We start from the raw sequence: 26,478 nt of genomic DNA on the forward strand, positions 1-26,478 counted from the left end.
GGCGCTAGTTTGCCAATATGACCGGTCATGACGCTGCCTATATCGAGAGATTTCTGGAAATGATGGCAGCAGAAAGCGGTGCGGCCATCAATACTCTTTCCGCTTATCGATCAGACCTTGAACAGGCCGCCAGTCTCTCAAACGGTCCGCTGTGCGACTCAGATCGCGACTCGTTACAAAAGTTAACCAGCGAGTGGGATGATCTCAAAAACAGCACGGTTTCGAGAAAATCATCGGCCCTGAAGCGCTTTTTCGGATTTCTTGTCGAAGAAGGGTTTCGTGACGATGACCCTTCCGATGCGTTGCCAAGGCCGGGTGGCAGTCGAAACCTTCCCAAAATCCTCTCACATGACGAAATTGAAAGCCTGTTCCGGACGGTTGAATCCCGATTGGAAAGCGAGAGCGCCAAGCCGAATGACGTGCGGCTGTCAGCATTGACCGAACTGCTTTACGGTTCAGGTCTCCGTGCCAGTGAACTTGTTTCCCTTCCCCGAAATTCGGTCGTCCAGGATCGTCCTTTTTTGATTATCAAAGGGAAGGGGGGCAAAGAGCGGCTTGTTCCGATTTCTGACCGGGCGCGAAAGGCAGCGGAGAAGTGGTCGGACCATGTAGATGAAAAATCGGCGTTTCTTTTTCCTTCACGAACCGGACATATCAGCAGGATTCGATTGTTCCAGATTATCAAAGATCTGGCAAAACAGGCCGGCATAAACCCAAAAAGACTAAGCCCGCATGTGCTGCGCCATGCTTTTGCGACCCATCTTCTCGAAGGAGGAGCCGACTTGCGGGCATTGCAGACATTGTTGGGACATAGCGATATCAGCACGACACAGATCTACACTCATGTCGACAGCAAGCGCCTTGTAGAGCTGGTTAATGATCGTCATCCGCTCAGTCGCAAGAATCTCGCGCGTTGACGTTTTTGCCGGACGGTTCTAACCGAATGTGATGACATCATTTCTTGATTTTGAAAAACCGATTGCAGCTCTGGAATCGCGTATAATCGAGCTCAGAGAAACCGCCGATGAAGGTTCTCTCGACATAGAATCCGAAATTGCAAAATTGCAGACCAAATCTGCCAGCTTGCTTCGTGATACTTATTCCAAATTGTCTCCCTGGCAAAAGACGCAAGTGGCCCGGCATCCTGAACGACCACATTTCAAAGATTTCGTTGCGGGATTGTTTGATGATTTCATGCCTCTGGGTGGCGATCGGAACTTCGGCGATGATCAAGCCATAATTGGCGGCTTTGCAAAACAGGGCGACATGCGTGTTGTGGTTATCGGTCACGAAAAAGGCAGCGATACCGAAAGCCGGCTGAAGCATAATTTCGGAATGGGCAAACCGGAAGGCTATCGGAAGGCCATAAGGTTGATGGATCTGGCCGACAGGTTCTCGTTGCCAGTCGTCACTCTGGTTGACACTTCTGGCGCGTTTCCTGGTGTTTCTGCCGAAGAACGAGGGCAGGCGGAAGCCATTGCGCGTTCTACAGAAAAATGCCTGTCTCTGGGCGTTCCGATGGTTGCGGTCATTGTCGGAGAAGGCGGATCTGGCGGTGCGGTGGCACTTGCGGCTGCAGAAAGAGTGTTGATGCTTGAACATGCTGTATATTCGGTAATTTCTCCCGAAGGTTGTGCATCCATTTTATGGCGTACCGGCGATAAAGCAGACGTTGCTGCCGACGCGATGAAGATCACAGCTCAAAACCTCAAAAAGCTGGGCGTGATTGACCGCATCATAAAAGAACCTATTGGCGGCGCGCACCGTGACGCGGGTTTGTGCATTGCAAATCTGGGCAAGGCAATTGCCGAAGAACTCTCCGCACTTTCGGAAATGGACCGCAAGGAACTGAGAAAAATGCGCCGCGAGAAGTTTCTCAAAATCGGTACCTTGTAAGCCTTGGGAAACTGGTGAGGGTGCGTTGATCTGATCGGCTGCTCGTCGCCCTGAAATACCTTTTTACATCAGTTCGTCTTTCGCGGCAGGCCGCGCTACTATAGGCTTGCCTCGCAAGGAGAGAAAAAATGAGCATGTCCCGTAAATTTCTGGCGTCGGTTGCGGCCGTTGCATTGGCAAGTTGTACTGGATCTGGGGCTGATGCCGGCGCAGTTGAATCCGCTGGCAGCCAGTCGAATTCCAAAGGTGATCAGGTCCGAACAATCTCGGCGGCCGACAAAAAGAAAGGGGCGGAAGTCCATCCGCAACTTCTGCAGGAATTTGGCGGGGCTTATACCGGGCCTCAAACGGGTTACGTCGTGCGGGTTGGTCAGGATATTGCAGTTCAATCTGGTCTTGGTGACGCGCGTAGCGATTTCACGGTTACTTTGCTCAACAGCCCGGTGAACAACGCGTTCGCGATTCCTGGAGGCTATGTCTATCTGACCAGGCAGCTAATGGCGCTGATGAATGACGAGGCGGAAATGGCTGGCGTTCTTGGCCATGAGGTAGGCCATGTTGCAGCCAGGCACAGTCAAAAACGTCAAAAAGCAGCGAAACGCAACAGCATATTGGGTGCTTTGGGACAGATCGGTGCAGCGGTACTGTTGGGTGATTCTGCAATCGGACGTCTTGGACAACAAGTATTCGGTACCGGAAGCCAGCTACTGACTCTAAAATATTCGCGGAAACAGGAATATGAAGCCGATGACCTGGGAATCCAGTATCTGTCATCAGCGGGATATGATCCGCAGGCACTTTCCACGATGCTCGAATCGCTCGCAGCCCAATCAGCTATTGATGCTCGCGTAGCGGGGCGCGATGCACGTGGGGTGCCCGAATGGGCCAGCACGCACCCTGATCCTGCCCAACGAGTTTCGCGTGCGGCCCGAAATGCCGGGAAGTACGGCGCGACCGGCGGGAACCGAAACCGTGATGCGTTCCTGCGCAATCTGGATGGCGTGCTTTACGGAGATGATCCCAAACAGGGCGTGATCGAAGGAAATAGCTTTCTGCATCCCGATTTAAAGTTGCGCTTCGATGTTCCCAACGGCTTCAAAATGCAAAATAGTGCAAGAGCAGTCGCGATCAATGGGTCGGGGGGACAAGGCCAGTTCACCACAGGTAGCTATAATGGCAATATGACAACCTATATCGCCTCGGCGTTCAAGGGGCTTGCTGGCGAAGGGAATTCCATTTCTTATGGAGAAATTCAACGGACAACGGTGAACGGAATTCCTACGGCATATGCGATCGGAACTGTAAACAATAAAAATGGCCGAATAGATGTGACGGTATTTGCCTATGAATTTTCAAAAAGCAGTGCATTTCATTTTGCTACCCTGACGCCTTCGGGCAGGGCCGGTGTATTCTCACCCATGTATCAGAGCATGAAAAGATTGAGCACCAGTGCTGCTGCGGCGATCAAACCGCGGAAAATTGATGTGGTGACGATCCGAAGCGGCGATACGGTCAGCAGCCTGTCCAGGCGGATGGCGTATAGCGATTTTCAGCAGGAGCGTTTTCTCGTTCTAAACCGTTTGCGGTCGAACAGCAGTTTGCGTGTCGGCGAGAAAGTAAAAATCGTTACTTACTAAGGGCTGCAGAAACAGTGTCTGCAATATCAGTCAGGCACAAAAAAAGACGGCAGCTTTTGCAAGCTGCCGTCTCTTTTTAGAATTAATCCGAAGATTAACCAGCCATCGAGTTTTCGACGCTGTTGAAGGTGTTGCTCAGGGTTTCACCCAGCTGACCCATTGCAACAATAGCTGCAACTGCGATCAGAGCAGCAATCAAACCATATTCAATAGCCGTTGCGCCTTCTTCGTTCTTAAACATTTTACGTACGAGTTTCATGTTGGTCTCCTATATTTGACAAACTTCACTTACCCTTTCGACCCGATATTCTGGTCGATGGTTCTCAACTTAGTCAGCAATTCTTTACAAAAGTTTAAAGGCAAACAGCACGTCAGGAATTTTCGACTACTTCAGTAGCCACTTCATTCCACATGTTGGTGGTTTCATTTGCAACACCTGTGATGGCTGCCAAGGCACCCAACGCAATTAATGCTACAATCAAACCATATTCAACGGCTGTCGCACCTTCGTCAGAAAGGTAGATATTTTTTAAAAATTCAATCATAGCCTTCTCAACTTTCTAAAAGCTCTGCTGGGTTGCGAACGAGACGTATTTCACAGAAAGGGATTAACAAAATCCTTACATCGGCGAAAAAAATGGAAAATAATCCGACATTGTTGTTCGTTGTGGCCGCTGCATTGCGCAATGCAGATGGAGAAATTCTCGTGCAAAAACGGCCACATGGCAAGGCAATGGCCGGACTTTGGGAATTTCCGGGCGGCAAGGTCGATGCCGGAGAGAATCCGGAAGCCGCGCTGATTCGCGAATTGGAAGAAGAATTGGGAATTGTGGTCTCAGCGACTGCGTTAAAGCCTCTGACATTCGCCAGCGAACCCCTGGACAGCAAACATTTGCTGTTGCTGCTTTATGGTTGCGACCAATGGAATGGGGAACCGGAAGCTATTGTTGCATCCGAAATAAAATGGGTGACGCCTGCAGACTTGCACAAGCTGAAAATGCCGCCCGCCGACGGACCATTGGTGGATCAGTTACTGCGATTATGCTGAACCGGCCGGACAATCAGTTTTTTTGTTCCAGTGTTTTTTTCAACGAAACCTGACCACTTCCACGCCGTGCCGGAACAGGCTGATCAGGATGCGGTGCCCATCCGCACAAATGGATTAGTTCAATCCGCTCCGAAGTCCGGCCATCTTCATCAGCCTCGCTTGAGAATAACTGGTCTGTTTTGCTGGCGATGTTTCGGGGAAGAGCTTTCGTTTGCCGGTTGAGAACATTGCTGGCGCCAATATCGCGTACATCATTGATCAGCCGGTCCATTTCCGAATAGCGCAAATATACCGTATCGCCGTCGACTACGGGTAATTTGAACCCGACACGCGCGAGCAAGTCTCCGATCGTGCGAATATCTATTTGCGGATGGATGTGGGGTGAAACTTTTTCCCCTTCCGCTTCCATCAGGCATGATTTCAAAACCGGTAGGCTCTCTGCACCGATTAATGCGCCGAGAAACAGGCCATCGGGTTTCAAGGCCCTTAGGGAAAGGGCCAGTGCTCCCGGCAGATCATTCACATCATCCAGAGTTCCGGCATTGATCACAAGATCGAAGGATTGATCTGCAAATGGCAGGCGATCTTCATCACATTGCACGCCGTTTTGCGATTCAGCCAACCGGAAACTGGCATCGGAGACAGTTATCTCCATGTCATGCTGTTCGAGCAGCTGTTTTATATATGATGCAGATAATCCGCTGATCAGGCAGTGCTCAAATTTTCTTTTCACCAGTGACAGGTTTTCGACAATTGCGTCGGCCATCATTTTATTGATTACGTCAGCCCCTTGCGCTCTGACAAAGGCGCGATCACGCACGAGACGTCGCCGTTGTCGATCAAAAATGTCCTTCTGTCCGGAAGCGTCAATCATGTCGTCTTGTGCCTGCCAATGTTGCAAGCGACAAGGACAAATGAGCGTTCCAACCAAGTTGTTCCGTGAGATTGTCGATTTTGTTTTGCCGCCACGATGCCCCTCCTGCGGCATAACCGTAGATGACGATCATAGGTTTTGTCTGGCCTGCTGGACAACATTGGAATTTCTGGGAGACCCTTGTTGCACATCGTGCGGACTGCCTTTTGCTTTCGCGCGTGAAGGCGATGCGCAATGCATGTCCTGTTTGAGGGATCCGCCCAGCCATGATGGCGTTCGCGCTGCTGTGGCATATAGCGAACAGAGCGCCGCGCTGGCGATCCGATTGAAATATGGATCACGCCTTGGCGTTGCAGAATTGATGGCGCGGCACATGCAGCGGTTCGTGCGCTCATGTCCGGACTCCACGATAATCGTTCCGGTGCCCCTTCATCGCACAAGGCTCTGGTCGCGTGGGTTCAATCAATCGGTTTTGATCGGACGTTGTCTGTCTCTGGCCCAGGATATACCGATGTATACAGACATCATAAGCCGGAAGCGCGCCACGCCGCCTCTGCGCGCCATGTCGGCAAAAGAGCGGCGAAAAACTGTAAAAGGTGCTTTTGTATTATCGACGAGGAACCAGCATCATGTGGCTAACAATACCATATTCCTCGTGGATGATGTCTATACGTCAGGAGCGACTGCAAATGCATGTGCAGCTTTGCTCAAAAGTGCCGGAGCAAGGCAGGTTGTCGTTCTGTGTTGGGCAAGGGTTTTACCGAAAAGCGACCAAATATGATATCCAGCTGTCCCGCCGGTTGATATTGTCGCTCATCTGGCCCATTTGGACAGGGAACGATAATCGGGATTAAAATATGGCCAGGGTCGAAATCTATACGAAGTTTACATGCGGTTTCTGTTACCGCGCCAAATCGCTTTTGAGCGGCAAGAATGTTGATTTTGAAGAGACGGATATTTCAATGGGCGGCCCCAAACGTGCAGAGATGATTCAGCGCGCCGACGGACGCACGACCGTTCCCCAGATTTTTATCGACGGTCGCCATGTTGGCGGATCAGATGATCTTGCTGCGCTGGATCAATCCGGCCAGCTGGACGAGTTGCTGGCGGGATAGGGTCAGATGCGGATCGCTCTGGCTCAAATGTGCAGCGGCATTGATCCGCATGAAAACTCCCTGACCCTCCGTTCCAATATCGACGAGGCTTCAAAGGGAAGGGCGGACATATTATTTACTCCCGAAATGACAGGCATTGTCGATCGCGATCGGGCCAGGGCAGCTCCGAATATTTGTTCGGAGCAAGATGATCCGGTTCTGGCTGAAGCTCAAGCCGGTGCGGTACGCAACAAAATCTGGTTGTGTCTGGGGTCGCTGGCCCTGCGGCCTGATGAAGCGGTTGATGACAAATGGGTGAACCGGTCTTTCCTGATCAATCCGGATGGTGACATCGTTGCACGATATGACAAGATTCATCTTTTCGATGTCGATCTTGAAACGGGAGAGTCCTGGCGTGAATCGTCTGCTTATTCCGGGGGAACTCAAGCCGTCGTTGCACCGGTCGGTACCGCAGCACTCGGAATGTCGGTTTGCTACGATATCCGGTTCTCCCGCCTTTATTCGGCATTGGCCTATGGCGGTGCCACGGTGATTTCAATTCCTGCTGCGTTTACCGTGCCGACAGGCGAAGCGCATTGGGCGGTTTTGCTCCGTGCTCGGGCCATAGAATGTGCAGCTTTTGTGGTAGCGGCCGCACAGTGCGGCAAACATCAGGATGGCCGCGAAACATATGGCCACTCCATGGTCGTTGATCCTTGGGGCAACATATTGCTGGATATGGCAGATGGGACAGGTGTTGCATTTTGCGACATTGACCTAGATGAGGTATCCAAAGTGCGCGGGCGAATTCCCGCATTAGAGAATCAGCGGGACTTTGAACATCCAGAGGCACCATCATGATAGTGTTTGATCTTGTCTGTCAGCCGGGCGGACATCAGTTCGAAGGATGGTTCAGTTCATCGAGCGACTACGAGACGCAAAAGGAACAGGGCCTGCTGTCATGCCCTTCTTGCGGAACATTATCTGTCGGTAAAGCCGTCATGGCGCCCAATGTCGGTGCCAAGGGCAATCAACGCAGTGGGGCAGCCGAGCCTGTACGATCTGCCCCCAGCGAGTCCGGCACAGGCGCCGAGCCTGCTGCGGTTTCCAATGTTGTCGAAGTTCCCGCGAAATATCAGGAACTGCTTGATCTGGCTGCCAAGGCACAAGCCAAACTTCTTGAAAAATCCGAATGGGTCGGGGACGACTTTCCCGAAAAGGCGAGAGAGATCCACTATGGAGAAGCGGACGAAAAGCCGATCCACGGGATTGCAACTCCGGACGATGCGGCTGCGCTTGAAGATGAAGGGATAGATATAGCCGCGCTCCCGCTTCCCGTAACTCCTCCTAAATCGCAAAATTGATGCTGGCCTAAGCGGCTCGCAATAGCTAAACGGCTTCCACCTCGCGCCCGTAGCTCAGTCGGATAGAGCATCAGATTCCTAATCTGGGGGCCACAGGTTCGAATCCTGTCGGGCGCACCATCAACATAGTCCAGTTCTGCAGTTGTCGGCTCATTTCAAACTACAAATTGCTATGGGCGCTGCAAAGATGAGAGTGATGCCTCGACAATTGTAAAAGCGTTTCGGCTCGCATGGGATTTGTTGTAATTTGCAGCCTGTACTACAATCACTGCATCATAGTCGCGAAACACCGCGACCATGTTTCCACCATTGCCCTGCATATACCAACTGGACTGAAACCCCTGCGGTGCCCTTATCGGAGTGAACCACCACAAATAGCCATAGTGTACAAATTTGCTGAGTTCGCGGTGAGGGTAAAGCATCTGTTTGATCCACGTTCGGGAGACAATCCGGGACTCTTTCCAAACGCCGCCGTCAAGGACCATGCGTCCGATTTTGGCGAGATCCGGGCCAAGCATCTTTATCTGGCCACCTGATTGTATCTCACCAGTCTTCGACGTTCTCCACACTATCTCTTTGATCGCCAGGGGATCAAATAAGCGGGTCTGAACAAACGCATCAAATTTCTCGCCGGTGACAGTCTCTATGACTTGTCCGAGCAAAAAAACACCGGCGGTGCAATAGGACCATCGTCCATAGCCTTTTTCATCGCGCTGATATCCATCCATCAAAGGCAAATTCAAGGCAAATGTGCGCCAGATTTTCTTGCGATACATGCGTTCTTCCTGCCCCGGAGACCGTTTTTTTCCATCATTGCAATCCAGCGCCGATGACATGGTCAGCAGATCGCGAATTGTGATATCGTTACGGATGTCATCAGCCGGCGCTCCCAAAAGCGGCCATACCTTCTGATCAACAGACTCCAGTTTCCCTTCATCGATGGCAATGCCGACGGCGAGTGCGGTCAGTGATTTTCCTGCTGAGCGAATGTCGTGCGGCGCATTGCCATTTTCTTTGTCGAAATTGCGGGAATAGATGATGTCGCCATGCTGCTCGATAGTGACCGAAACAATTTTACCAAATTTTCCGGCTTCAATATCGGTTTCCATCTGGGTCAATGACGAGGGTTTGTTAACAATTTTTGCAGCAACTGATTGCAAGGGTAATGTTACCGAAATCAAGGCAAGCAAACAGAACAGGTTTTTCATATTGCCTCTCATATGGCGAGCCACCTTAACGGACGACAACCGCTTGTCGCTGGCTAGTGTCCCGAGGGCTTCTCACGAATTTTCCAGGCCCGGTCGACGCAGCTGGAGTTTGAATGTCCGTAACCGTCGGGACGTTAAATGTCGAAGGGTACGCGAGACATGATCTCGACGGACTTGTCCTGAAAGACTGCGTGACCAAGATCTTTCTTTTTCTCGGCTAGGAACACGTCCCGTTCATGCAGCATTTCGACTATTGGATCGTGGAAACTGTGCACGGCGGCCGTGAGCCAGTCATTGACCAGCGGGTCTCCCGGCGCGTCTTTCATGTCAAACAGTTTTAGCCGGGATGCGATCTCGTCGGCGGGCATGAAATATTCGTAGGTAACCCAGTAGTTGGTCGTGAACCAGCTCAGCGGCATGCCATCGAGGTCGAAGCTCAATGCGCCGAAGTGGACGACGCCTTGTGTCGGCTTGCCATTGGGCAATTTCTTGGGAGGATTGAAGAGCGATTTTACGCCCTTGAACATGTCCAGTGGCAGAAACATGTGAAAATGCCCATGTTCGCCTTCTTCACGCTCTTCTGGTTTGTGGGCGTGATAAAACCATCGCGACTTATTGCCTGGAGCAATGCAATCGCCTTTCGGATAATGTTCATACTGAACGAAAGGGGCGTCTGCCGGTACCACACGTGGTACTAGCGAGACGCCCTCTTTAGCTATCTGGCCGGTAAGCTCAAACAGCTTTTCTAATGCATTTTCCAATGCAGCTAGCTGATTTTACTCAACAGCGGCACATGCGGCACATGCAGCAGCACATGCAGCACAACCAGCAGCTTCAGCAGCACAGCCAGCGGCACATGCAGCAGCACAACCAGCAGCTTCAGCAGCACAACCAGCGGCTTCAGCAGCACAACCAGCAGCTTCAGCAGCGCATTCTGCGGCACAGCCAGCAGCACAAGCAGCACATTCAGCAGCTTCTACAGCATCGCCAGCCTGCTCAGAACAAGCTGAAAGCGCTGGAACTGCCAGTGCAAGACCGCCTGCTACCAAGAGCATTTTGCGAAGATTTGTTTCGTTAGACATTAAAATATCCCCTTTGGATGAACTAGACTTCCCCCTCTATCTTCAAACATATGGGCATGGCAAGTCTAATTGTAATAATTTCGAAATAATGGCGGAATTTGTCGCTTTCTTGAGAAAAAACCTGTCCGTTTACCCAACTTCGAAACGGTCAAAAAGCACATAAATTGAACTATTTTTCAACGCCTCGGACCTTGCCCCATTGGCGTGCCACCGTATAGCCCAGATATCCGGTGCCAAACAGGGCATAGAGCGGTTCGGGAATGCCAGCCAGATAGCTGTTCATGCCCCTGGCAATATCTGCCGCGGCCTCTGGTCGAAATGCTGCGAGCAATCCCATTGGAATTGACCAGAGCAACAAAATGTACATCACATATAGAAATGAGGGCCGCGCTCTGCTCGTCCACGGGTCTGCAGACTGTGCTTCTGCCAGAACTGCGGACATCTGGAGTCGAATTTCATCCAGCTCGCGAGACCCTTCCAGTTTAATGAGTTCGAGCTTGGCCCGATCCCGGGCGGTTTTGTCAGGGATGATCTTGTCGATTATTTTTGCGAGAGGTTCGATCAGAGTTGCAAGAATGGGCATGGGGGCGGTCCTTTTAATGGGTTTGTGTTTGAAAATTGGAGCAGGTTTCAATTTCGCAACCTGTCGCTGAGAGGGAGATCGGAGTTCAGCCGATCCGGTTGGCAAGCCAGCCGTAAAGGAAGGCTTCATTGGCAGGGCGTTTCTCGGCGAGGTGGATATAGCGTTCACCTTGCAGCGCTTCGACTGCTTTTAGCAGCACGGCTTCTCCTGATTTTCCGCGTTTGCCCAGAAACCGGGACAATGCGTCGATAGTCTTCTTGCCGATTATGCGATCTGCAGAAATGTCATCATAGTCTCCGCCATTTCGGTTGAGCGCATTCAAGGCTCGTTGAAGAAAACCGGCGGCAATGGCTGGTCCCATATTGATGCCCGTATCAAAAAGTTCTGCAGCCAGGCGCGGCGCAAATTCACCCACTCTGTCGAAACCGGGGCGATGCCAATATCGACGCGTGTAAATCGCAACTGCTTCGGACCTCGGAAAATGGCGCATATCGCCGGTATAACCATGCTTGCGTGCCGTATCTTCAGTCACACCCCAGCGGGTTGGCCCGCCGCGATCGGCGGGGTGGTTGGAATAACCCCCCTCAACCTCGATGACTTTGTCAATAATCTGATCGATATTCATCTTCTTCTCCATCTTCTTTTGCAGAATTTGGAGAAAATAACCTATTTGGTTATTTGTAGGAAAGGACGCTTTGCATAAACTGCCGCTCCAGCGAGTACGGCACGTAATCCTGGCGCGAATTTGAATGGTTTGAAAATTGGTCGGGACGAGAGGATTCGAACCTCCGACCCCCACACCCCCAGTGTGATGCGCTACCAGGCTGCGCTACGTCCCGACCGTTTGGTTGGCTCTTGGCCATCCGAGAAGCGGCATATATGGTGGCGGGCAAAACTTGGCAAGCGGTTTGGAACAATGTTGTCACTGGCGCGACGGGACAGTCTTGATCTGCAGGCTTCGTGCCACCATCTAGACTGGACAGCAGCCAGGCTGCCTAATGGATTGCTTTCCTTCGGGCTGCATGATAGGCGCGCGCAGCATGAACCCGGTGTCAGGCAATGCCTTGCAAACGGGCGTTTGATCGGGAAATTCGAGACCGTATTTTTGGGGATATTTGAATGACTATACTTCTTGTTTCAGCATCGGCCGCAACTGGCGGGGCGGGTGGCTTTCTGATTTCGGTTATGCCGCTGGTGCTGATTTTTGCCGTATTCTATTTTCTGCTGATACGTCCGCAGCAAAAAAGAATGAAAGAGCATCAGGCCAAAATTACTGCCGTACAAAAAAACGATGAAGTCATCACAGGTGGTGGTCTGGTTGGAAAAGCCATGAAGGTCGATGATGAATTTGTTGAAGTCGAGCTTGCCAAGGGACTTCGCGTTAAAGCAGTCAAGTCAACTCTTTCGGATGTTGTCCCCCGGGGCAGCGGCAAACCGGCTAACGATTAAGTTCCGGAAATCAAAGGACGACCGGACCAGGCCCGCAATTTTGGGATTATAGTTTTACCATGTTAGATTTCCCGCGCTGGAAAGTTTTTTCCATCTCCTTGCTACTGGCTTTTGGCGTGATGATGTCACTGCCAAGCCTGTTCTTTGGTGAGAATCATAAATACTGGCCGACCTTTCTGCCGGACGAGACGATAAATCTCGGACTGGACCTTTCCGGCGGAAGTCACATTCTGCTGGAAGCAGATCCCGCTGATGTCGCCAGCACACGGCTGGAAACCATGGAAGAATCTGTGCGGGCCGTGATGCGCCGCGCCGACCCGCGCATTAACATTGGTGATATATCGCGCAAAGACGGCGTATTGTCGTTCATGGTACGGGATTCAACGCAGGTAGATGCCGCGCGCGAAGAATTGCTGCCATTGACAACCGGTGCAAATCTGACCGGTCAGCGCGACTGGGATATTGAAGTGCGCGACGATACCCGCTTTGTGTTGACGCCGACATCGGCTGGACTGGAGACCGCTGTCGATAATGCCATGGACACGGCGACAGACGTGATCCGCCGCCGGATCGACGAAATGGGAACGCGAGAACCCACCATTATTCGTCAGGGAGACGAGCGAATTGTGGTTCAGGTACCGGGCCTTGAAGATCCGGAAGCGCTAAAAGAGTTGTTGGGCAAGACCGCCAAGCTGGAATTCAAGCTCGTCGATTTTGAAGCTGATCCTAATGCAGTGGCAGCTGGCCGTGCTCCGGTTGGCAGTCAGATTTTCCCCTATCCTGACAACCCCAATGGTATTCCCAACATTGCGGTCAAACGTCTTGGCGGCATCTCGGGTGATAAACTGACCGATGCCGGGCAAGGCTTTGATCAGGATTCCAATGCACCGGTTGTGAACATTACCTTTGATACCGAAGGCGGCGGAAAATTTGCACGACTGACCCAGAATAATGTCGGCCGTCCTTTTGCAATCATTCTCGATGGCGAGGTCCTTTCAGCACCGAATATCAATGAACCGATCCTTGGCGGGTCTGCTCAGATTTCCGGTAACTTCACTGTGGACAGCGCCAACCAGTTGTCCATTGCCTTGCGCTCCGGTGCGCTTCCCGTGGAACTCAAGGTGGTCGAGGAACGAACCGTCGGTCCCGATCTTGGCAAGGATTCTATTGAAAAGGGCATGCTTGCAGCGATTATCGGAACCGCAGCGGTGCTGACGTTCATGATTGTTACTTATGGCCGCTTTGGTTTTTACGCCAACATGGCACTGACACTGAACCTGTTCCTTATTCTAGGGGTCATGGCTATCTTCAATGCGACGCTGACCTTACCGGGGATTGCCGGATTTATTCTTACGGTTGGTTCTGCGGTGGATGCCAATGTGCTGATAAACGAGCGCATCCGAGAAGAGCGACGACGTGGGCGCCGAATTATTCAGGCCGTTGAAGTGGGATATAAAGAAGCATCGCGGGCAATTTTCGATGCGAATATTACGAACGTTATCGCCGGTCTGTTGCTCTTTATATTCGGTTCCGGACCTGTGCGGGGTTTCGCAGTGGTTTTGATAATCGGTATTTGTACATCAGTCTTTACGGCAGTTGTAGTGACCCGCATGTGGGTTGCGCTTTGGCTTCGCAGGAAGCGTCCGCAAGAGCTGGTGATATAGGAGGGAATGGCTATGAAACTTCTCAAACTCGTTCCCGACGACACAAATATTGCATTTCTGAAGTGGCGGAATATTGCTGTCGGTATCAGTGTTCTCATGATCATTGGATCATTTGCCCTTGTCGCGATGAAGGGCCTGAATTTCGGTGTGGACTTCGTCGGTGGACAGATGATCCAGGTGACTTTTGAAGATCGCACGGAAGCACCGGTTCAGGAGCTGCGTGAGAGCATTGGCGGCCTGGGCTATGGCGACGCGACCATTCAGCGCTTTGGTGAACCCAATCAGGTATCGATCCGGATGCGACTGCCGGATGAGGCCGTCGAACGTCCGGAAGCGGCCAATGAAATGACCGCCGAAATCGTGCAGTTGTTGAAGAGCGAATATAATATCGAGAAGCCGGACTCGGTGGATTCTGTATCCGGCAAGGTCTCTGAAGAGCTGCTGTCCAAAGGGGTGTGGTCGTTGGTCGGCGCGATGGTCGCTATTTCGCTTTATATCTGGATCCGCTTTGAGTGGCAGTTCGGGGTTGGCGCGTTGTTTGCCCTGTTCCACGATGTCGCACTGACATTCGGATTTTTTGCGCTCACACAGCTGGAATTCAACCTCAATATCGTAGCGGCTTTGCTGACCATTATCGGTTATTCGCTGAACGACACGATCGTGGTCTATGACCGGATTCGGGAGAATCTCAAAAAATATCGCAAGATGGATATCATTGCCTTGCTCGATCTCTCGGTCAACGAGACGCTTGCACGGACGGTGATGACCAGCTTGACCATGCTGATTGCGCTGCTTGCTCTGATCATTTGGGGGCCGGATGTGATTTTCGGTTTCTCGATTGCGATGTTCCTTGGCGTCTTCATTGGTACCTACTCCTCGGTCTACATGGCTGCGCCGGTATTGATCTGGCTGAAAGTCGGACCGGACAGCTTCATTCCTGCTGAAGATTCAGGAAACAAGACGGAAAAGGTTGGCGGTCCTGAACAGGTAGGATGATCAGGGTTAGCGATCAGATCTGAGATGGTTGAACTTCGCAAAGATGTGGATTTCGAGGGGCCGGTTGTTACCGGCCTCACGCCAGACGGATTCAAGGTCGGCACTCAGCGGTTCGATCAAGGGCTGCTTCTGTCACCTTTTCAGGTATTGGCATGGAATGCACCTCAGAGGGAAAACCTCAGCCTTGTCGGAATATTGAAACCATTGGATCTGGATCCAGGGCCTGAGTTTCTGCTGTTCGGATCGGGTCCGGTGATGTTGCAGCCACCCGCTGCATTTCGCCGGGAAGCGGAATCCCTCAATATGGGAATCGAAGTAATGGACAGCCGTGCAGCGGCCCGTGTCTGGGGTGTTCTGCGTGCCGAAGAGCGCTGGATTGTCGGCGCATTTATGCCCCTTGGCGTTTAAAAACCGGCGTTTTATTTCGCCAGATTTGTGAACAACCGGATCAGCTGATCGCCGTTGGTTTGCCAGCTAAAGCCGGCCACAGCCGAGCGTACGGTTTCCTGCGCTGGAGGATTGGCGAGAATGGACATGATTGCTTCGGAGATTTCTTCCGGGCTTTCTCCAACAATTCTCCCGGCCGCAGGCGAGCGCAGCAATTCCCGGGCTCCTCCTGCTTCGCTGATTATGATTGGCGTCCCGCATGACAAGGCTTCCACCCAGGCATTGGCCAAGCCTTCGGATTTGGAAACCAATATCGAGATATCAGCTGCAGCGACCAGTCCGGCCAGCGCGTCATGCGACAAACTGCCCAGGAAACGTATGCGTTCGGCCACTCCCAGTCTGGCAGCAAGCTTGCGATAGCTGGCTTCTTTTTCACCATGTCCGGCAAGCAGCAAAGTTGCCTCCGGAAATGACGTCATGGCTTCAATCACCAAAGCCTGATTTTTGCGCGCAATAAGAGCGCCGGTTGTGATGAACAGAGGCCCCGAAACGCCGATTTTCGATTTGACGGCCGCCCGATCGACGGGTCGAAACTTGTTCTGATCAAGGCCGGTATAATGCACCTCGATTCTGCTGCGATCCATGCCGAGTTTGACCATGTCATCCCGCAAAGCTTCGGAAACGGCAAGCAGGCCAGCAGCTTGTTCAGCAGCCTTGGTTATTTGCTCTTTGCACCCTGACTGGGCACCCCAATAGTGAATGTCCGCACCGCGCGCTTTCACTGTGAAAGGGATGTCCAACATTTCGGAAATGCGCATTGCGACCGGTCCGTCGGGATAAAAAAACTCCGCGTCAACAAGATCAAATCCGCTTTCTGCGTGCAATTGCCGGACCAGGGGGAGGATCGCGTGAAAGATTCGATCAGGATTTCGAGATCCGCCCAGACCCGGTATCAGGGAGAATTGAGGTCGAAAAACCTTCAGACCATTCCAGATTTCGTGGCTGGGCAGGACCTTGAGCTGGCGATATCGGGGCAAAAGGTTGAGTGGCCAGGGTGGCAGGCCAACGGGATTGATCACCGTAACATTGGCTTCCGGACGGCCATTTAATTCCGCAGTCTGGCGTTCCACAAATATCCCAAATCCGGGTGTCTGGGCATTGGGAAACAATGTTGATAGCGTCAGGATGTTAAGCGGGCGTGTCATTATATTATCCGGAGTACCGAGCCTAAAGTGCCCGGACCAATCGCACAGCTACCCCGATCCATTCCGGATCCTTGACGATTTGCTGCCGGGCGCCGGCCTCGAGCGGCAGGATTTGCAGTTTGTCACCTTCCCGACCGATCAGCCGCCCGAACAGAAATCGGCCCGCGGGGCGCGGCACCAGGATGTCGCGATTCAGCGCTGCGACATAGTCATCTGGTGTGCGACGGGACAGCCAGATATCATCACCCGCGCGATAGTCGCCAACACTGCTTTTGATGCGCAGCGCAACCATGCCGAGTTCAATCGTAGGCTGCAGGATGGTCTGGGTTTTTTCAAGGGCGTGCGCGCCCCTGTGGTCGAGCATCGCCGCGACAGGAAGTTCGTCCTGGTCGGGAAGAGCAAGAAGTGCTGCACTGTCTACGGCTAGAGCATCGGCGATTTTGTTTAGCCAACCCAGCGACAACGTCCGGGTTCCCGTTTCAAGTCGTCCAATAGTCTGTGCAGTGGTCACTGGCTCGCAACGTTTTGCTACGTCTTCCAATGTCAGGCCCATGGCTTTCCGGACGTCACGGATGTGGTTAATCATCGAATTCTCCAACCTATATGGTTTTAACTTTCCTACAATATTACCAAAATGGCAAGGCAATTGTCACACTCAATTGAATGGGAGAGAAAAGATGACGCTTCGCAACGTCCAGACGGCAGATCCGCGAATACTTGTTGAAAAGCCTGTGCCGCAAGATGGCAGAGACCGTGCAGGATCAAATCGTGACTCCCGTCCGGCGCGCAGCGTTACCGTAAACCTTGCCGAATCTCCGCTCGGCTGGCTGCATGCCCGAGGTCACTTGTCCGATCGCCAGCTTGACGGTGGAGAAAAATTGCGCAGTGACTGGGATCGCGCCAATCTTGAGCCCAGCATTACGATGAGCTGGAACTTGACGCCGATGAGCGGGGGCAAGCGATCGGCTTCCGATCATCTCAATCAAACTGAAGCGCGATTGGCAGCCAAGCAACGCTTTGATGATGCAATCTTCTGTTTGGGCAAGGATCTGTCAGACATTGCCTGGCGTGTCATCTGCGCAGGAGAGGGGGTTCCTGTGGCGGAGAAGAGTCTCGGATGGCCGGCGCGATCCGGAAAAATCGTATTGAGAATTGCACTTGATCGGTTGGCCGATCATTATCGATTACCCGGCTAGATCAGCTCTTAGCATTCTCCAATGCTTCTACTTGCTCCGCCAGATCCAGCCAGCGCATTTCCGCTCTGTCTTTCTCTTCGATCATTTCGGTATTTTCTGCGGTAAGCTTTTCGAACTTTTCAAAATCACGACTGTACAGATCCGGATCCGAGAGCGCATTGCTCAATTCGCCCATGCGCCGTTCGATCGCCTCGATGCGCCCAGGGAGCATATCATAGTCTCGCTGATCCTTGTAACTCAGCTTTTTTGCGGGACTGCTGCCAGAGGATTTTTTGCCAGGTTTTGCGGTCGCGGAGTTTTTTGTGCCACTATTTCCCGATTTCCCGGAAATTCCATCCTTTCGCTTGGCTTCCCATTCCGCGTAGCCGCCTGCGACAATGTCAACCTTGCCGCTGCCATCCAGTCCAAGGGTGACCGTGACTGTGCGATCCAGAAAATCCCGATCATGACTGACGAGCAATACAGTACCTTCATAGTCCGCGATCACTTCCTGCAACAGGTCCAGAGTTTCCAGATCGAGGTCATTGGTGGGTTCGTCCAGCACTAGCAAGTTTGACATGCGTGCAAATTCCCGGGCGAGCAACAGGCGTGATTGTTCGCCTCCGGACAATGTACCGATTTTTGCATCGATCAGGCTCGGCGCAAACAGAAATTCTTTCAAATAACCTTGCACGTGCTTCTTGTTCCCGCGCACGTCTATCCAGTCGCTTCCATCTGCGAGAACTTCACGCACTGATTTGTTGTTTTCCAGTAATTTGCGTTGTTGATCGATAAAGACACCGTTGAGCGTCTTGGCGAGGGTGACAGTGCCGGTGTCCGGGCTCAACTCACCCGTCAGCATTTTCAGCAAAGTGGTTTTTCCTGCACCATTGGCACCCACAAGCCCGATGCGATCTCCCCGCTGAATGCGAAGTGAAAAGTTGCGGATGATATGGCGAGTTTCTTCACCTTCGCCGAACGATTTGGAGATGTTTTCGGCGGTGATGACAGATTTGGTTCGAGTGTCATCACTTTGCACCTTGAGATTGGCAGTGCCGGCGGGGCCAATCATGGAGGCACGTTGGGCACGCATTTCATAAAGTTTGTGCAGCCGGCCCTGATTGCGCTTGCGGCGCGCGGTGACACCTCGCTCAAGCCAGTGGGCCTCCAGTTTCAAACGCGCATCAAGCTTGTTGGCTGCCTGTGCTTCGTCGGCATGAATTTTCTCCATCCATGCATCATAGCCGCCAAAGCCGACTTCCTGTCGTCGCAAGGCACCCCGATCGAGCCAGATTGTCTGTTTGGTTAAGCGGGTAAGGAAGGTTCGATCATGGGAAATCGTGATAGAGGCTCCCTTGTAACGGCCCAGCCACTGTTCAAGCCAGTCAATGGCGCCGAGATCGAGATGGTTGGTTGGCTCGTCGAGCAAAAGCAGATCCGGTTGTGATGCGAGCGCCCGGCAAATCGCAGCTCTGCGTTTTTCACCGCCACTTGCCTTGTCCGCGCGGATCGAAAGATCGGTAGATAGCTGGTCGGCAATCGCTTCAACTTCATGTCCATCGGGACCGTGCTCGCCGGCAACAGCGAAATCGAACAGGGTTTCAAAGGGATCGAAATCAGGCTCCTGCTCCAACATGACGACATTGGTGCCCGGCTGGATCATGCGTTCGCCTTTGTCCGATTCAATCTGATCGACGATGAGGCGAAGCAATGTCGTTTTGCCGGCTCCGTTGCGCCCAATCAAGGCAAGCCGATCGCGCGGTCCCACATGCAAGTCCAGATCCTTGAACAGCCATCCTTCGCCCTGATGGAGCGACAGATTCTCATAAGACAGGATCGGTGGTTGGGACATAATAGTGGCGGTTAGGGGCAAGAACGCCGAGGCTCAAGCTTTGTCTTGCGAAAATGATCATTGAGGGTGTTTAAATGCCCATGTCCATTTAGCTCTGGTTCAGATGTCCATGGGTAGCTAAACCTGATTGAAAGGGAGGTTGCCGAAATGAGATACCGGATTTTGATGAACGCTGGCCTGGCATTTTTTGGATCGCTGGCATTGATATCGTCTGCCAGTGCCGCAGATGTTCAAATTGTCGCTCAAAACCCCGTAGTTGAACTAAGCGTGACCGAGACGGTAGAAACTGTCCCGGATACGGCGGCTTTCAGTACGGGCGTGGAAACAAAGGCCGCCACCGCAACCCAGGCGCTGCGCGAGAATTCCCGGCAGACCAGAATCCTGATCGACAAGTTGAAATCGGCAGGCATCGCGGAAAAGGATATCCAGACAACCGGGATCAGTCTGAATGCTGACTATGAATATGACCGGGAAAACAAAGGAAACCGTTTTGTCGGATACCGTGTATCCAATCAGGTACGCGCGAAAGTGCGCAAGCTGAACAAGTTGGGCTCGATTCTTGATATGCTGGTGAGCGAAGGCGGTGCAACAAACTTGAATGGTCCCTATTTCAGTGTTTCGAATGACGCACCATTAAAGAAGCTGGCTCGGGAAAGAGCGTTATCCAACGCCAGAGCCCAGGCTGAAGAATATGCGCGGGCTTCGGGATATGGAGGGGTAAAAGTGCTGTCCGTTTCAGAGGTATTGCGCAGCGTTTCTCCTGCTCAAATGCCGGTCATGCGATCTATGGCCAGTGCCGCCGCGGAAAGCGTGCCGGTTTCAGTTGGGCAGGTTGGGACTGGTGTAACGCTGAATATCAGTTATGAAATGATTCCTTAATAAATATCGCTATGCTCTGAACCATCCATTCACCTGTTGTTAAAAGCGGTTCACCTAAACAAAAGGCACGATGATGAGCGGAAACTATCTTTTGCCCCTGATGGCGGTTTGCGGACTAGCCGTTGCTGCAGTGCCCGCTGACGCTGCTCAGCGGCGGGACGAGCAGAATGACGCTCGCGCGCAGATGATGGCAGGAAAAGTGAAATCTCTGCGTTCGATCGAGAACCGGATATTGCCAAAAATGGCGGGCAGTCAGTATCTTGGCCCCGAATTTGATCCGTCAGCTCAGGTTTACCGGCTGAAGTTTATTCGTGATGGCCGCGTGATTTTTGTCGATGTTGATGGCAGAACGGGAGCCATACTTCGCCGAGGACGCTAGATCACTCTGTCACACGACATCCTTTCCCTCAGTCCATTTGATCATTGTGAGTTTCTATCATGATGATATACCGTTTTTGAAATAAAACAGGTTTTCCGGAGATAATGCATGCGCGTCTTGATCGTCGAAGATGAGCCCACTTTAGGCCAGCAGCTGAAAGCAACACTTGAAGCCAACGGCTATGCGATTGATTTGTCCACAGATGGCGAAGATGGACATTTCATGGGATCTACGGAAGATTATGATGCCGTAATCCTGGATCTTGGCCTCCCCGAGATAGATGGCCTGACGGTTCTTGACCGCTGGCGCAAAGAAGAGCGGAATTTTCCGGTACTGGTCCTGACCGCGCGCGACAGCTGGTCGGACAAGGTTGCCGGTCTCGATGCCGGTGCAGATGATTATCTGGCAAAACCATTTCAGACAGAAGAACTGATTGCACGTCTTCGGGCGCTTATCCGCCGTGCATCTGGTAATGCTTCTTCCGAACTCACCGCCGGTGATGTTCGTCTGGACACGCGTTCCGGCAAGGTGACACTGGACGGCGGTCCGGTCAAACTGACTGCGCAAGAATATAAATTGCTGTCCTATCTGATGCATCACAAGGGGAAAGTGGTGTCTCGTACGGAACTGATCGAACATATTTATGATCAGGATTTTGATCGTGATTCCAATACGATCGAAGTTTTTGTCACCCGTATCCGAAAGAAACTGGGTGCGGATGTTATTTCGACTATCAGGGGGCTGGGCTATAGTCTGGAGGATCCCGAGGCCTGAATGAAACGAGCAAAATAGATCTGCCGGCGGACGAGGCAGCACCAAAACGCTCCCGTCACCTGGGCACCCAAACCACCGGCTCGCTAAGCCGCCGGATGATCGGCATTGCCGCAGCATGGATCGTGATCCTGTTGCTGGGCGGCGGCGTAGCCCTTGATCGCGTTCTGGTTACCGCTGTTACGCGCAATTTTGACAACCAGCTGGAATATGTTCTGACGGCGATGATTGCGTCCGCCGAAATCGGTCCGGATGGCGAGATATTCCTGAATCGACCGCTTGGTGACCAACGTTTCCTCGAACCCAATAGTGGCCTTTACTGGCAAATCAGCGGTGAAGGGCATGCTGATTTCCCGTCGCGATCATTATGGGATCGCACACTGGAAGGCATCCAGACTCATCGGGATACGGAAACACATATTTACGACAGCGAACAATTCCGTGATGAACCGCTGCGGATATTGGAGCGGACAATCATCCTGCCGGATTCAGAAGTCGACTGGCTGTTCCAGGTTGCCCAAAGCCGCGATGGTCTCGATGCCCAAACGTCGGAAATCAGGTCGATACTGGTGAACAGTTTTCTTCTGCTTGCGCTTGGGCTGATAGGAATGGCGGCGTTACAGACATTATATGGTCTTTGGCCACTGCGCAAAATTCGCAAGGCAATCGCTGAAATGCGCACTGGGCAGCAAACGCGGGTGAGCGAGCCCATGCCGAATGAAGTCACACCAATGGTGGACGAACTGAACCAGCTGCTCGATCATAACGAGAAGCAGGCTGAAGAAGCTCGGCGCCATGCCGGAAATCTTGCCCATGCTTTGAAGACCCCGTTGACGGTGATCATGAATAGCGCAACGGCAAAAGCGGAGGACCTGGCCGACACCGTCATCCGCGAATCAGGCGTCATGCGCCGGCAAGTCGATCATCACCTTGCTCGCGCCAGGGCTGTCGGACGGCGCGGGAATGCGCATAGCCGGACCCGCGTCTGGCCCAGCCTGCAGGCTGTGGAACGCGCGGTTGGCCGATTGTACAAGCATGTTCGGATCGACATTGATGGTGACAATGAAGCTGTTGTTTCAGTGGAGCGGCAGGATCTTGATGAAATGATCGGCAATCTGGTTGAGAATGCCGCGAAATACGGTGGTGGCAGCGTGTTTGTCACTGTGGAAACGGGCGATATCTTTGTTGATCTGCTCATTGAAGATGACGGGCGCGGCATTCCGGAAGAAGAGCGTCAAAGGATATTCGATCGCGGCGTGCGCCTGGACACGGGCAAACCTGGCACCGGGCTCGGTCTAGCGATTGTCCGCGATGTCGCGGAAATTTATCAGGGATCCGTTTCACTCGAAAGCAGTGAGGATCTGGGCGGTTTGTTGGTGCGGCTCCGTCTACCCAGATCTCTGACCGTACCCCAGGCATAAAAAAACCTCCGCGAAATGGATCGCAGAGGTCTTTTTTTGTCCAGGAATGCCCTGAAACTATTATGCCATGCTGGCGCTAAGTTTCGCTTTCCGACGGCGGCTGCGCATCGCGCCGCCTACCAGGCCAAATCCGCCAATCATCATCGCCCAGGTGCTGGGCTCAGGAACGGCTGGTGGTGGGGTTGTGAAGGAAGCCTTGATCAAACCCAGTTTGAAGGAGTCATTTGAACTGCCGAATTTCGGACCGACCAGCCAGAAATTACCGGAGTTATCAGCATCATTGATCGAACGTACCGAGCTTCGGTCACCGCCGCCATTGCCGCCGTTATAATCAATCAACGAAGGGAGCAGTGCATTAAGTGCAGAAACATTCTGACCATTCAGATTAGGTACCGCTGCATCCCAATCGAAATCAACATTGCCAAATCCGGCAACGATATCGCTGTCGTCGCCAATGAAATTCAGGCGCACCCGGTTGAGATCAACAGACTGATCAAACTGAAAGAGAATAAAATCCTTGCTGCCGCCATTGTCCGCGACATGTCCGCTACTTCCTTCATTGCGGTTGGTGACGCCCAGTCCGCTACCATAGTGGCCCAGATAGCCATTGCGAACCGTATCACCCTGCAGCGACCATGCCGAAGCACGGACCTGGATGGTCATGCCATCGTCGGTTGCGGAGAAAACGCGGCTATTGCCGTTGGACCCGGTCAACGAACTGTTGCCGGACTCGAAGTTGAAAACAAACGCCGCTTGAGCAGGTGCAACGGTGGCAACAGCCATCGTGCCAGCCAAAGCAATTTTCAGAATACTATTCATTTGTAGCCCCTTAGAACATTGCTGGCCAATACTCGCCAGATGTTCCGTAATAACGTTACGCGCCCTGTTTCGACGAAACTATTCGAATCATCGAGGTTAATTTATAGTAAATTTTTCCTGTTTGCACAACCTGTTTGTCCAGCTTGTCAATATAGCAACTGTCTCAAATTGGGCCAGTTTTTTGTGTGTTGCCAGAGAGCTTGAAAAAATCTTCAACCTTTTGATTTATCGCGTATTTTCTCGTGGTGCCGAATGACTTCATCGATAATGAACCGCAAAAACTTCTCCGAAAATTCGGGGTCGAGATTGGCATCGCTAGCCAGCTGTCGCAAACGCTCGATTTGCTCCTGTTCGCGACTTGGGTCGGCAGGAGGCAACTTGTTTAGGGCTTTATATTCTCCCACAGCCTGAGTGACCTTGAACCGTTCGGCCAACATAAAGACCAGCGCGGCATCAATATTGTTGATGCTTTCGCGATATTGTCTGAGGGTATCATCCATGGATCATTGCCTGACTGAGTTGACTGAAATTGTTGTTCCGGATTCTTTCCATAAACCGGCCTGCGAGTTTTGCAAACCACACCTTGGATTGCATCGAATTGACTTGCGTTCTTTGCGATCCCTTGCCACATCCGGCGGAACATGACTGCAACAATTCATCATCTTGAGCGAGAACGCGCACCATCGCTGGAACCCCTTATGGCGCTGGTGGCCAGCGACATGAATCAGGTCAACAGCGTCATTCTTGACCGCATGCAATCCGAGATACCCTTGATCCCGGAACTGGCTGGTCATCTGATTGCTGGCGGCGGCAAACGCATGCGTCCGATGCTGACTTTGGCATCGGCCAAACTGATCGGATATGAAGGCGAACGCCATTTCAAGCTCGCCGCGGCAGTCGAGTTTATTCACACCGCGACATTGCTCCATGATGACGTCGTTGACGGTTCCGATCTGCGGCGCGGCAAAACTGCTGCCAATCTCGTTTTCGGTAACCCGGCTACAGTGCTTGTGGGTGATTTTCTGTTTAGCCGGGCTTTCGAGTTAATGGTGGAAGACGGATCACTCAAAGTGCTTAAAATTCTCTCCAGTGCTTCTGCGATCATCGCCGAAGGAGAGGTGAACCAGCTTACCGCTCAGCGGAAAATAGATACCAGTGAAGATCGATATCTCGACATTATCGGTTCAAAAACAGCTGCCTTGTTCGCGGCGGCCAGCCGCATATCTGCCGTTGTTGCCGAGCGCGATGAAGAAACCGAACTGGCTCTCGATGCCTTCGGCCGCAACCTGGGGATTGCGTTTCAGCTGGTCGATGACGTGATTGATTATTCTTCCAACAGCGCAACTATGGGGAAAGACACCGGCGATGATTTTCGGGAAGGTAAAGTCACTCTGCCAGTGATCCTCGCTTATGCGCGCGGCAGTGACGAAGAGCGGGCGTTCTGGAAAGATGCCATAATCGGTCACAAGACTTCCGCAGAGGATCTCGAGCACGCAACTGCATTGCTTCGTAGCACCGGTGCCATTGACGACACGATCACTAGAGCCAGACACTATGGGCAACGTGCTGTTGATGCATTGGGCACATTCCCGTCCGGGACTGCCAGGGCGGCGATGACAGAAGCCGTTGAATTTGCAATTTCTCGCGCCTATTGACGTGGTTGTCGGACAAGGAATCCAATAATGCCTGCCAGAATTTTTCAAAACCCCATGAACGCGATGCAATCAGGGCGCGCGCTCACCAGCAAATGGATATTGCAGTTCGAACCTGCCGAGGCCCGCAAAGCGGATCCACTGACGGGTTGGGCAGGATCAGGTGATACACAGCGCCAGGTTGAACTGGAGTTTTCGGACATGGAGTCTGCAAAGGCTTATGCCGACAAACATGGAATCCGCTACTCCGTGACGGAGACACCCCACAAGACATTGAAAATTCAGGCTTACGCGGACAATTTTCACTAATCTCTCGATACCGTTCCAAATTTTGACAATTCAGGCAATCGCATGATTTATGCGGGTGCTTCAGCTATGGAATCATCTCTGTCAATTGGAACGAGCATATCTCAATGAATCAAATCACTGTCGTCGATCATCCACTGGTTCAGCATAAACTGAGTCACCTGCGTGACAACAAAACCCCGTCTCATCTGTTTCGTCAATTGCTGCGCGAGATCAGCCAGCTGCTGGCATATGAAGTGACCCGCGATTTGCCCATTGAAACACGGTCCATAGAAACGCCCATGCAGGCCATGGAAGCACCGGTTCTGGCCGGCAAGAAACTGGCGCTGATCTCGGTTTTGCGCGCTGGCAACGGTTTTCTGGATGGTTTTCTGGATCTGCTGCCCCTGGCCCGTGTCGGTTTTGTCGGACTGTACCGGGACGAAGAAACTCTGAAGCCGGTGCAATATTATTTCAAGGTGCCTCAGCATTTGGACAAGCGCCAGACCATTGTGCTGGATCCCATGCTGGCGACGGGAAACACGGCCATTGCGGCGATATCGCTGCTTAAAAAGGCCGGTGCACGGAATATTCGTTTCCTGTGCCTTGTTGCAGCGCCGGAAGGTGTGGCGTCAATGAACGCGGCCCACCCGGATGTGGCGATCGTGACGGCTGCGCTCGACGAAGGTTTGAATAAAAACGGATATATCTATCCAGGGTTAGGAGATGCGGGTGACCGGATTTTCGGAACAGATTGA

The 26,478-nt window shown here is 52.4% G+C and carries 33 protein-coding genes, 2 tRNA genes and 1 pseudogene; 22 read left to right on the forward strand and 14 right to left on the reverse strand.

Annotation, left to right across the window (positions count from 1 at the left end; genetic code table 11):
* The first annotated feature begins 17 nt into the window (after positions 1-17).
* From ABJI30_RS10880 to ABJI30_RS10890, 3 genes are all read left to right on the forward strand, one after another.
* On the forward strand, positions 18-917 hold the full coding sequence (locus ABJI30_RS10880; protein WP_348016722.1) for a tyrosine recombinase: 900 nt from the start codon (positions 18-20) through the stop codon (positions 915-917).
* Positions 918-948: 31 nt separating this feature from the next.
* Positions 949-1,896, forward strand: a complete 948-nt coding sequence (locus ABJI30_RS10885; RefSeq protein ID WP_348016723.1) for an acetyl-CoA carboxylase carboxyltransferase subunit alpha — start codon at positions 949-951, stop codon at positions 1,894-1,896.
* A 128-nt stretch (positions 1,897-2,024) separates the two neighbouring features.
* Positions 2,025-3,533, forward strand: coding sequence for a M48 family metalloprotease (locus tag ABJI30_RS10890; RefSeq protein WP_348016724.1), 1,509 nt, complete (start codon positions 2,025-2,027; stop codon positions 3,531-3,533).
* A gap of 94 nt (positions 3,534-3,627) precedes the next feature.
* Here ABJI30_RS10890 and ABJI30_RS10895 read toward each other — a convergent pair whose 3' ends face one another.
* Both ABJI30_RS10895 and ABJI30_RS10900 read right to left on the reverse strand, forming a co-directional pair.
* On the reverse strand, positions 3,628-3,792 hold the full coding sequence (locus ABJI30_RS10895) for a Flp family type IVb pilin (protein ID WP_348016725.1): 165 nt from the start codon (positions 3,790-3,792) through the stop codon (positions 3,628-3,630).
* 112 nt (positions 3,793-3,904) lie between these two features.
* Entirely contained in the window at positions 3,905-4,078 is a 174-nt protein-coding gene (locus ABJI30_RS10900; protein ID WP_348016726.1) for a Flp family type IVb pilin, read from the reverse strand.
* Positions 4,079-4,170: 92 nt separating this feature from the next.
* Between ABJI30_RS10900 and mutT the strand changes: the two genes are divergently transcribed.
* On the forward strand, positions 4,171-4,581 hold the full coding sequence (mutT, locus tag ABJI30_RS10905; protein ID WP_348016727.1) for an 8-oxo-dGTP diphosphatase MutT: 411 nt from the start codon (positions 4,171-4,173) through the stop codon (positions 4,579-4,581).
* A 13-nt stretch (positions 4,582-4,594) separates the two neighbouring features.
* On the opposite strand, the gene ABJI30_RS10910 is transcribed toward mutT, so the two are convergent.
* Positions 4,595-5,455 carry a methyltransferase domain-containing protein gene (locus ABJI30_RS10910; RefSeq protein ID WP_348016728.1) on the reverse strand — a complete coding sequence of 287 codons (861 nt, stop codon included), beginning with the start codon at positions 5,453-5,455 and terminating at the stop codon, positions 4,595-4,597.
* Between the two features lie 40 nt (positions 5,456-5,495).
* On the opposite strand from ABJI30_RS10910, the pseudogene ABJI30_RS10915 reads away from it, so the two are divergent.
* From ABJI30_RS10915 to ABJI30_RS10940, 6 genes and pseudogenes are all read left to right on the forward strand, one after another.
* A pseudogene (locus ABJI30_RS10915) lies at positions 5,496-5,693 on the forward strand (double zinc ribbon domain-containing protein); the annotation flags it as partial.
* Entirely contained in the window at positions 5,694-6,236 is a 543-nt protein-coding gene (locus ABJI30_RS10920; RefSeq protein WP_348017850.1) for a ComF family protein, read from the forward strand.
* 76 nt (positions 6,237-6,312) lie between these two features.
* Positions 6,313-6,570: a glutaredoxin 3 gene (grxC, locus tag ABJI30_RS10925; protein ID WP_348016729.1), complete on the forward strand. Its 258-nt coding sequence runs from the start codon at positions 6,313-6,315 to the stop codon at positions 6,568-6,570.
* Positions 6,571-6,576: 6 nt separating this feature from the next.
* Positions 6,577-7,410 (forward strand): carbon-nitrogen hydrolase family protein, encoded by an 834-nt coding sequence (locus tag ABJI30_RS10930; RefSeq protein ID WP_348016730.1) that lies wholly within the window; start codon positions 6,577-6,579, stop codon positions 7,408-7,410.
* Entirely contained in the window at positions 7,407-7,913 is a 507-nt protein-coding gene (locus ABJI30_RS10935; RefSeq protein ID WP_348016731.1) for a DUF1178 family protein, read from the forward strand. Before ABJI30_RS10930 ends, ABJI30_RS10935 begins: the two co-directional genes overlap by 4 nt.
* A gap of 43 nt (positions 7,914-7,956) precedes the next feature.
* Positions 7,957-8,033: transfer RNA gene (locus ABJI30_RS10940), tRNA-Arg, on the forward strand.
* Positions 8,034-8,083: 50 nt separating this feature from the next.
* On the opposite strand, the gene ABJI30_RS10945 is transcribed toward ABJI30_RS10940, so the two are convergent.
* The 6 genes from ABJI30_RS10945 to ABJI30_RS10970 all read right to left on the reverse strand — a co-directional run bounded on the left by ABJI30_RS10945 (position 8,084) and on the right by ABJI30_RS10970 (position 11,625).
* A complete protein-coding gene (locus tag ABJI30_RS10945; RefSeq protein WP_348025431.1) occupies positions 8,084-9,121 on the reverse strand; it encodes a serine hydrolase in 1,038 nt (345 codons plus the stop codon).
* A gap of 134 nt (positions 9,122-9,255) precedes the next feature.
* Positions 9,256-9,882 (reverse strand): hypothetical protein, encoded by a 627-nt coding sequence (locus tag ABJI30_RS10950; protein WP_348016733.1) that lies wholly within the window; start codon positions 9,880-9,882, stop codon positions 9,256-9,258.
* A 5-nt stretch (positions 9,883-9,887) separates the two neighbouring features.
* A complete protein-coding gene (locus ABJI30_RS10955; protein ID WP_348016734.1) occupies positions 9,888-10,085 on the reverse strand; it encodes a hypothetical protein in 198 nt (65 codons plus the stop codon).
* 287 nt (positions 10,086-10,372) lie between these two features.
* Entirely contained in the window at positions 10,373-10,786 is a 414-nt protein-coding gene (locus ABJI30_RS10960) for a holin family protein (protein ID WP_348016735.1), read from the reverse strand.
* A gap of 85 nt (positions 10,787-10,871) precedes the next feature.
* On the reverse strand, positions 10,872-11,411 hold the full coding sequence (locus ABJI30_RS10965; protein WP_348017806.1) for a glycosyl hydrolase 108 family protein: 540 nt from the start codon (positions 11,409-11,411) through the stop codon (positions 10,872-10,874).
* A 137-nt stretch (positions 11,412-11,548) separates the two neighbouring features.
* Positions 11,549-11,625: transfer RNA gene (locus ABJI30_RS10970), tRNA-Pro, on the reverse strand.
* Positions 11,626-11,905: 280 nt separating this feature from the next.
* On the opposite strand from ABJI30_RS10970, the gene yajC reads away from it, so the two are divergent.
* Genes yajC through ABJI30_RS10990 form a run of 4 tightly spaced genes read left to right on the forward strand, consistent with a single transcriptional unit; the run spans position 11,906 to position 15,303 of the window.
* Positions 11,906-12,235: a preprotein translocase subunit YajC gene (gene yajC, locus ABJI30_RS10975; protein WP_348016736.1), complete on the forward strand. Its 330-nt coding sequence runs from the start codon at positions 11,906-11,908 to the stop codon at positions 12,233-12,235.
* 59 nt (positions 12,236-12,294) lie between these two features.
* On the forward strand, positions 12,295-13,899 hold the full coding sequence (gene secD / locus ABJI30_RS10980; protein ID WP_348016737.1) for a protein translocase subunit SecD: 1,605 nt from the start codon (positions 12,295-12,297) through the stop codon (positions 13,897-13,899).
* 12 nt (positions 13,900-13,911) lie between these two features.
* Positions 13,912-14,895 (forward strand): protein translocase subunit SecF, encoded by a 984-nt coding sequence (gene secF / locus ABJI30_RS10985; RefSeq protein WP_348016738.1) that lies wholly within the window; start codon positions 13,912-13,914, stop codon positions 14,893-14,895.
* 24 nt (positions 14,896-14,919) lie between these two features.
* Positions 14,920-15,303 carry an Mth938-like domain-containing protein gene (locus ABJI30_RS10990; RefSeq protein ID WP_348016739.1) on the forward strand — a complete coding sequence of 128 codons (384 nt, stop codon included), beginning with the start codon at positions 14,920-14,922 and terminating at the stop codon, positions 15,301-15,303.
* 11 nt (positions 15,304-15,314) lie between these two features.
* Here ABJI30_RS10990 and ABJI30_RS10995 read toward each other — a convergent pair whose 3' ends face one another.
* Entirely contained in the window at positions 15,315-16,487 is a 1,173-nt protein-coding gene (locus tag ABJI30_RS10995; protein WP_348016740.1) for a glycosyltransferase, read from the reverse strand.
* A 22-nt stretch (positions 16,488-16,509) separates the two neighbouring features.
* A complete protein-coding gene (locus ABJI30_RS11000) occupies positions 16,510-17,073 on the reverse strand; it encodes a helix-turn-helix transcriptional regulator (RefSeq protein ID WP_348016741.1) in 564 nt (187 codons plus the stop codon).
* A 91-nt stretch (positions 17,074-17,164) separates the two neighbouring features.
* On the opposite strand from ABJI30_RS11000, the gene ABJI30_RS11005 reads away from it, so the two are divergent.
* Complete coding sequence (locus ABJI30_RS11005; RefSeq protein WP_348016742.1) at positions 17,165-17,683, forward strand: DUF6456 domain-containing protein; 519 nt, start codon at positions 17,165-17,167, stop codon at positions 17,681-17,683.
* A 1-nt stretch (position 17,684) separates the two neighbouring features.
* On the opposite strand, the gene ABJI30_RS11010 is transcribed toward ABJI30_RS11005, so the two are convergent.
* Positions 17,685-19,514, reverse strand: a complete 1,830-nt coding sequence (locus ABJI30_RS11010) for an ABC-F family ATP-binding cassette domain-containing protein (protein ID WP_348016743.1) — start codon at positions 19,512-19,514, stop codon at positions 17,685-17,687.
* A 147-nt stretch (positions 19,515-19,661) separates the two neighbouring features.
* Here ABJI30_RS11010 and ABJI30_RS11015 point away from each other — a divergent pair, with 147 nt between their 5' ends.
* The 4 genes from ABJI30_RS11015 to ABJI30_RS11030 all read left to right on the forward strand — a co-directional run bounded on the left by ABJI30_RS11015 (position 19,662) and on the right by ABJI30_RS11030 (position 22,964).
* Entirely contained in the window at positions 19,662-20,393 is a 732-nt protein-coding gene (locus ABJI30_RS11015) for an SIMPL domain-containing protein (RefSeq protein WP_348016744.1), read from the forward strand.
* Between the two features lie 70 nt (positions 20,394-20,463).
* Entirely contained in the window at positions 20,464-20,772 is a 309-nt protein-coding gene (locus ABJI30_RS11020) for a hypothetical protein (protein WP_348016745.1), read from the forward strand.
* A 108-nt stretch (positions 20,773-20,880) separates the two neighbouring features.
* On the forward strand, positions 20,881-21,546 hold the full coding sequence (locus tag ABJI30_RS11025; RefSeq protein ID WP_348016746.1) for a response regulator transcription factor: 666 nt from the start codon (positions 20,881-20,883) through the stop codon (positions 21,544-21,546).
* Between the two features lie 95 nt (positions 21,547-21,641).
* On the forward strand, positions 21,642-22,964 hold the full coding sequence (locus ABJI30_RS11030; RefSeq protein WP_348016747.1) for a HAMP domain-containing sensor histidine kinase: 1,323 nt from the start codon (positions 21,642-21,644) through the stop codon (positions 22,962-22,964).
* A gap of 60 nt (positions 22,965-23,024) precedes the next feature.
* On the opposite strand, the gene ABJI30_RS11035 is transcribed toward ABJI30_RS11030, so the two are convergent.
* Both ABJI30_RS11035 and ABJI30_RS11040 read right to left on the reverse strand, forming a co-directional pair.
* Positions 23,025-23,783: a PEPxxWA-CTERM sorting domain-containing protein gene (locus ABJI30_RS11035; protein WP_348016748.1), complete on the reverse strand. Its 759-nt coding sequence runs from the start codon at positions 23,781-23,783 to the stop codon at positions 23,025-23,027.
* A 212-nt stretch (positions 23,784-23,995) separates the two neighbouring features.
* On the reverse strand, positions 23,996-24,283 hold the full coding sequence (locus ABJI30_RS11040; RefSeq protein ID WP_348016749.1) for a chorismate mutase: 288 nt from the start codon (positions 24,281-24,283) through the stop codon (positions 23,996-23,998).
* 141 nt (positions 24,284-24,424) lie between these two features.
* Here ABJI30_RS11040 and ABJI30_RS11045 point away from each other — a divergent pair, with 141 nt between their 5' ends.
* From ABJI30_RS11045 to upp, 3 genes are all read left to right on the forward strand, one after another.
* The gene (locus tag ABJI30_RS11045; protein ID WP_348016750.1) at positions 24,425-25,438 is read left to right on the forward strand and encodes a polyprenyl synthetase family protein; all 1,014 of its coding nucleotides are present in this window, start codon (positions 24,425-24,427) and stop codon (positions 25,436-25,438) included.
* Positions 25,439-25,465: 27 nt separating this feature from the next.
* Entirely contained in the window at positions 25,466-25,744 is a 279-nt protein-coding gene (locus tag ABJI30_RS11050; RefSeq protein WP_348016751.1) for an ETC complex I subunit, read from the forward strand.
* A gap of 104 nt (positions 25,745-25,848) precedes the next feature.
* Complete coding sequence (upp, locus tag ABJI30_RS11055; RefSeq protein WP_348016752.1) at positions 25,849-26,478, forward strand: uracil phosphoribosyltransferase; 630 nt, start codon at positions 25,849-25,851, stop codon at positions 26,476-26,478.

The organism is Parasphingorhabdus sp. (genome assembly GCF_039968395.1).
Taxonomy (GTDB): domain Bacteria; phylum Pseudomonadota; class Alphaproteobacteria; order Sphingomonadales; family Sphingomonadaceae; genus Parasphingorhabdus.

Bases quoted from the DNA above. Each gene is read 5' to 3' on its own strand.
- ABJI30_RS10880 (WP_348016722.1), top strand. From the start codon at position 18: ATGACCGGTCATGACGCTGCCTATATCGAGAGATTTCTGGAAATGATG.
- ABJI30_RS10885 (WP_348016723.1), top strand. From the start codon at position 949: ATGACATCATTTCTTGATTTTGAAAAACCGATTGCAGCTCTGGAATCG.
- ABJI30_RS10890 (WP_348016724.1), top strand. From the start codon at position 2,025: ATGAGCATGTCCCGTAAATTTCTGGCGTCGGTTGCGGCCGTTGCATTG.
- ABJI30_RS10895 (WP_348016725.1), bottom strand. From the start codon at position 3,792: ATGAAACTCGTACGTAAAATGTTTAAGAACGAAGAAGGCGCAACGGCT.
- ABJI30_RS10900 (WP_348016726.1), bottom strand. From the start codon at position 4,078: ATGATTGAATTTTTAAAAAATATCTACCTTTCTGACGAAGGTGCGACA.
- mutT (WP_348016727.1), top strand. From the start codon at position 4,171: ATGGAAAATAATCCGACATTGTTGTTCGTTGTGGCCGCTGCATTGCGC.
- ABJI30_RS10910 (WP_348016728.1), bottom strand. From the start codon at position 5,455: ATGATTGACGCTTCCGGACAGAAGGACATTTTTGATCGACAACGGCGA.
- ABJI30_RS10920 (WP_348017850.1), top strand. From the start codon at position 5,694: ATGTCCTGTTTGAGGGATCCGCCCAGCCATGATGGCGTTCGCGCTGCT.
- grxC (WP_348016729.1), top strand. From the start codon at position 6,313: ATGGCCAGGGTCGAAATCTATACGAAGTTTACATGCGGTTTCTGTTAC.
- ABJI30_RS10930 (WP_348016730.1), top strand. From the start codon at position 6,577: ATGCGGATCGCTCTGGCTCAAATGTGCAGCGGCATTGATCCGCATGAA.
- ABJI30_RS10935 (WP_348016731.1), top strand. From the start codon at position 7,407: ATGATAGTGTTTGATCTTGTCTGTCAGCCGGGCGGACATCAGTTCGAA.
- ABJI30_RS10945 (WP_348025431.1), bottom strand. From the start codon at position 9,121: ATGAAAAACCTGTTCTGTTTGCTTGCCTTGATTTCGGTAACATTACCC.
- ABJI30_RS10960 (WP_348016735.1), bottom strand. From the start codon at position 10,786: ATGCCCATTCTTGCAACTCTGATCGAACCTCTCGCAAAAATAATCGAC.
- ABJI30_RS10965 (WP_348017806.1), bottom strand. From the start codon at position 11,411: ATGAATATCGATCAGATTATTGACAAAGTCATCGAGGTTGAGGGGGGT.
- yajC (WP_348016736.1), top strand. From the start codon at position 11,906: ATGACTATACTTCTTGTTTCAGCATCGGCCGCAACTGGCGGGGCGGGT.
- secD (WP_348016737.1), top strand. From the start codon at position 12,295: ATGTTAGATTTCCCGCGCTGGAAAGTTTTTTCCATCTCCTTGCTACTG.
- secF (WP_348016738.1), top strand. From the start codon at position 13,912: ATGAAACTTCTCAAACTCGTTCCCGACGACACAAATATTGCATTTCTG.
- ABJI30_RS10990 (WP_348016739.1), top strand. From the start codon at position 14,920: ATGGTTGAACTTCGCAAAGATGTGGATTTCGAGGGGCCGGTTGTTACC.
- ABJI30_RS10995 (WP_348016740.1), bottom strand. From the start codon at position 16,487: ATGACACGCCCGCTTAACATCCTGACGCTATCAACATTGTTTCCCAAT.
- ABJI30_RS11000 (WP_348016741.1), bottom strand. From the start codon at position 17,073: ATGATTAACCACATCCGTGACGTCCGGAAAGCCATGGGCCTGACATTG.
- ABJI30_RS11005 (WP_348016742.1), top strand. From the start codon at position 17,165: ATGACGCTTCGCAACGTCCAGACGGCAGATCCGCGAATACTTGTTGAA.
- ABJI30_RS11010 (WP_348016743.1), bottom strand. From the start codon at position 19,514: ATGTCCCAACCACCGATCCTGTCTTATGAGAATCTGTCGCTCCATCAG.
- ABJI30_RS11015 (WP_348016744.1), top strand. From the start codon at position 19,662: ATGAGATACCGGATTTTGATGAACGCTGGCCTGGCATTTTTTGGATCG.
- ABJI30_RS11020 (WP_348016745.1), top strand. From the start codon at position 20,464: ATGATGAGCGGAAACTATCTTTTGCCCCTGATGGCGGTTTGCGGACTA.
- ABJI30_RS11025 (WP_348016746.1), top strand. From the start codon at position 20,881: ATGCGCGTCTTGATCGTCGAAGATGAGCCCACTTTAGGCCAGCAGCTG.
- ABJI30_RS11030 (WP_348016747.1), top strand. From the start codon at position 21,642: ATGATCGGCATTGCCGCAGCATGGATCGTGATCCTGTTGCTGGGCGGC.
- ABJI30_RS11035 (WP_348016748.1), bottom strand. From the start codon at position 23,783: ATGAATAGTATTCTGAAAATTGCTTTGGCTGGCACGATGGCTGTTGCC.
- ABJI30_RS11040 (WP_348016749.1), bottom strand. From the start codon at position 24,283: ATGGATGATACCCTCAGACAATATCGCGAAAGCATCAACAATATTGAT.
- ABJI30_RS11045 (WP_348016750.1), top strand. From the start codon at position 24,425: ATGACTGCAACAATTCATCATCTTGAGCGAGAACGCGCACCATCGCTG.
- ABJI30_RS11050 (WP_348016751.1), top strand. From the start codon at position 25,466: ATGCCTGCCAGAATTTTTCAAAACCCCATGAACGCGATGCAATCAGGG.
- upp (WP_348016752.1), top strand. From the start codon at position 25,849: ATGAATCAAATCACTGTCGTCGATCATCCACTGGTTCAGCATAAACTG.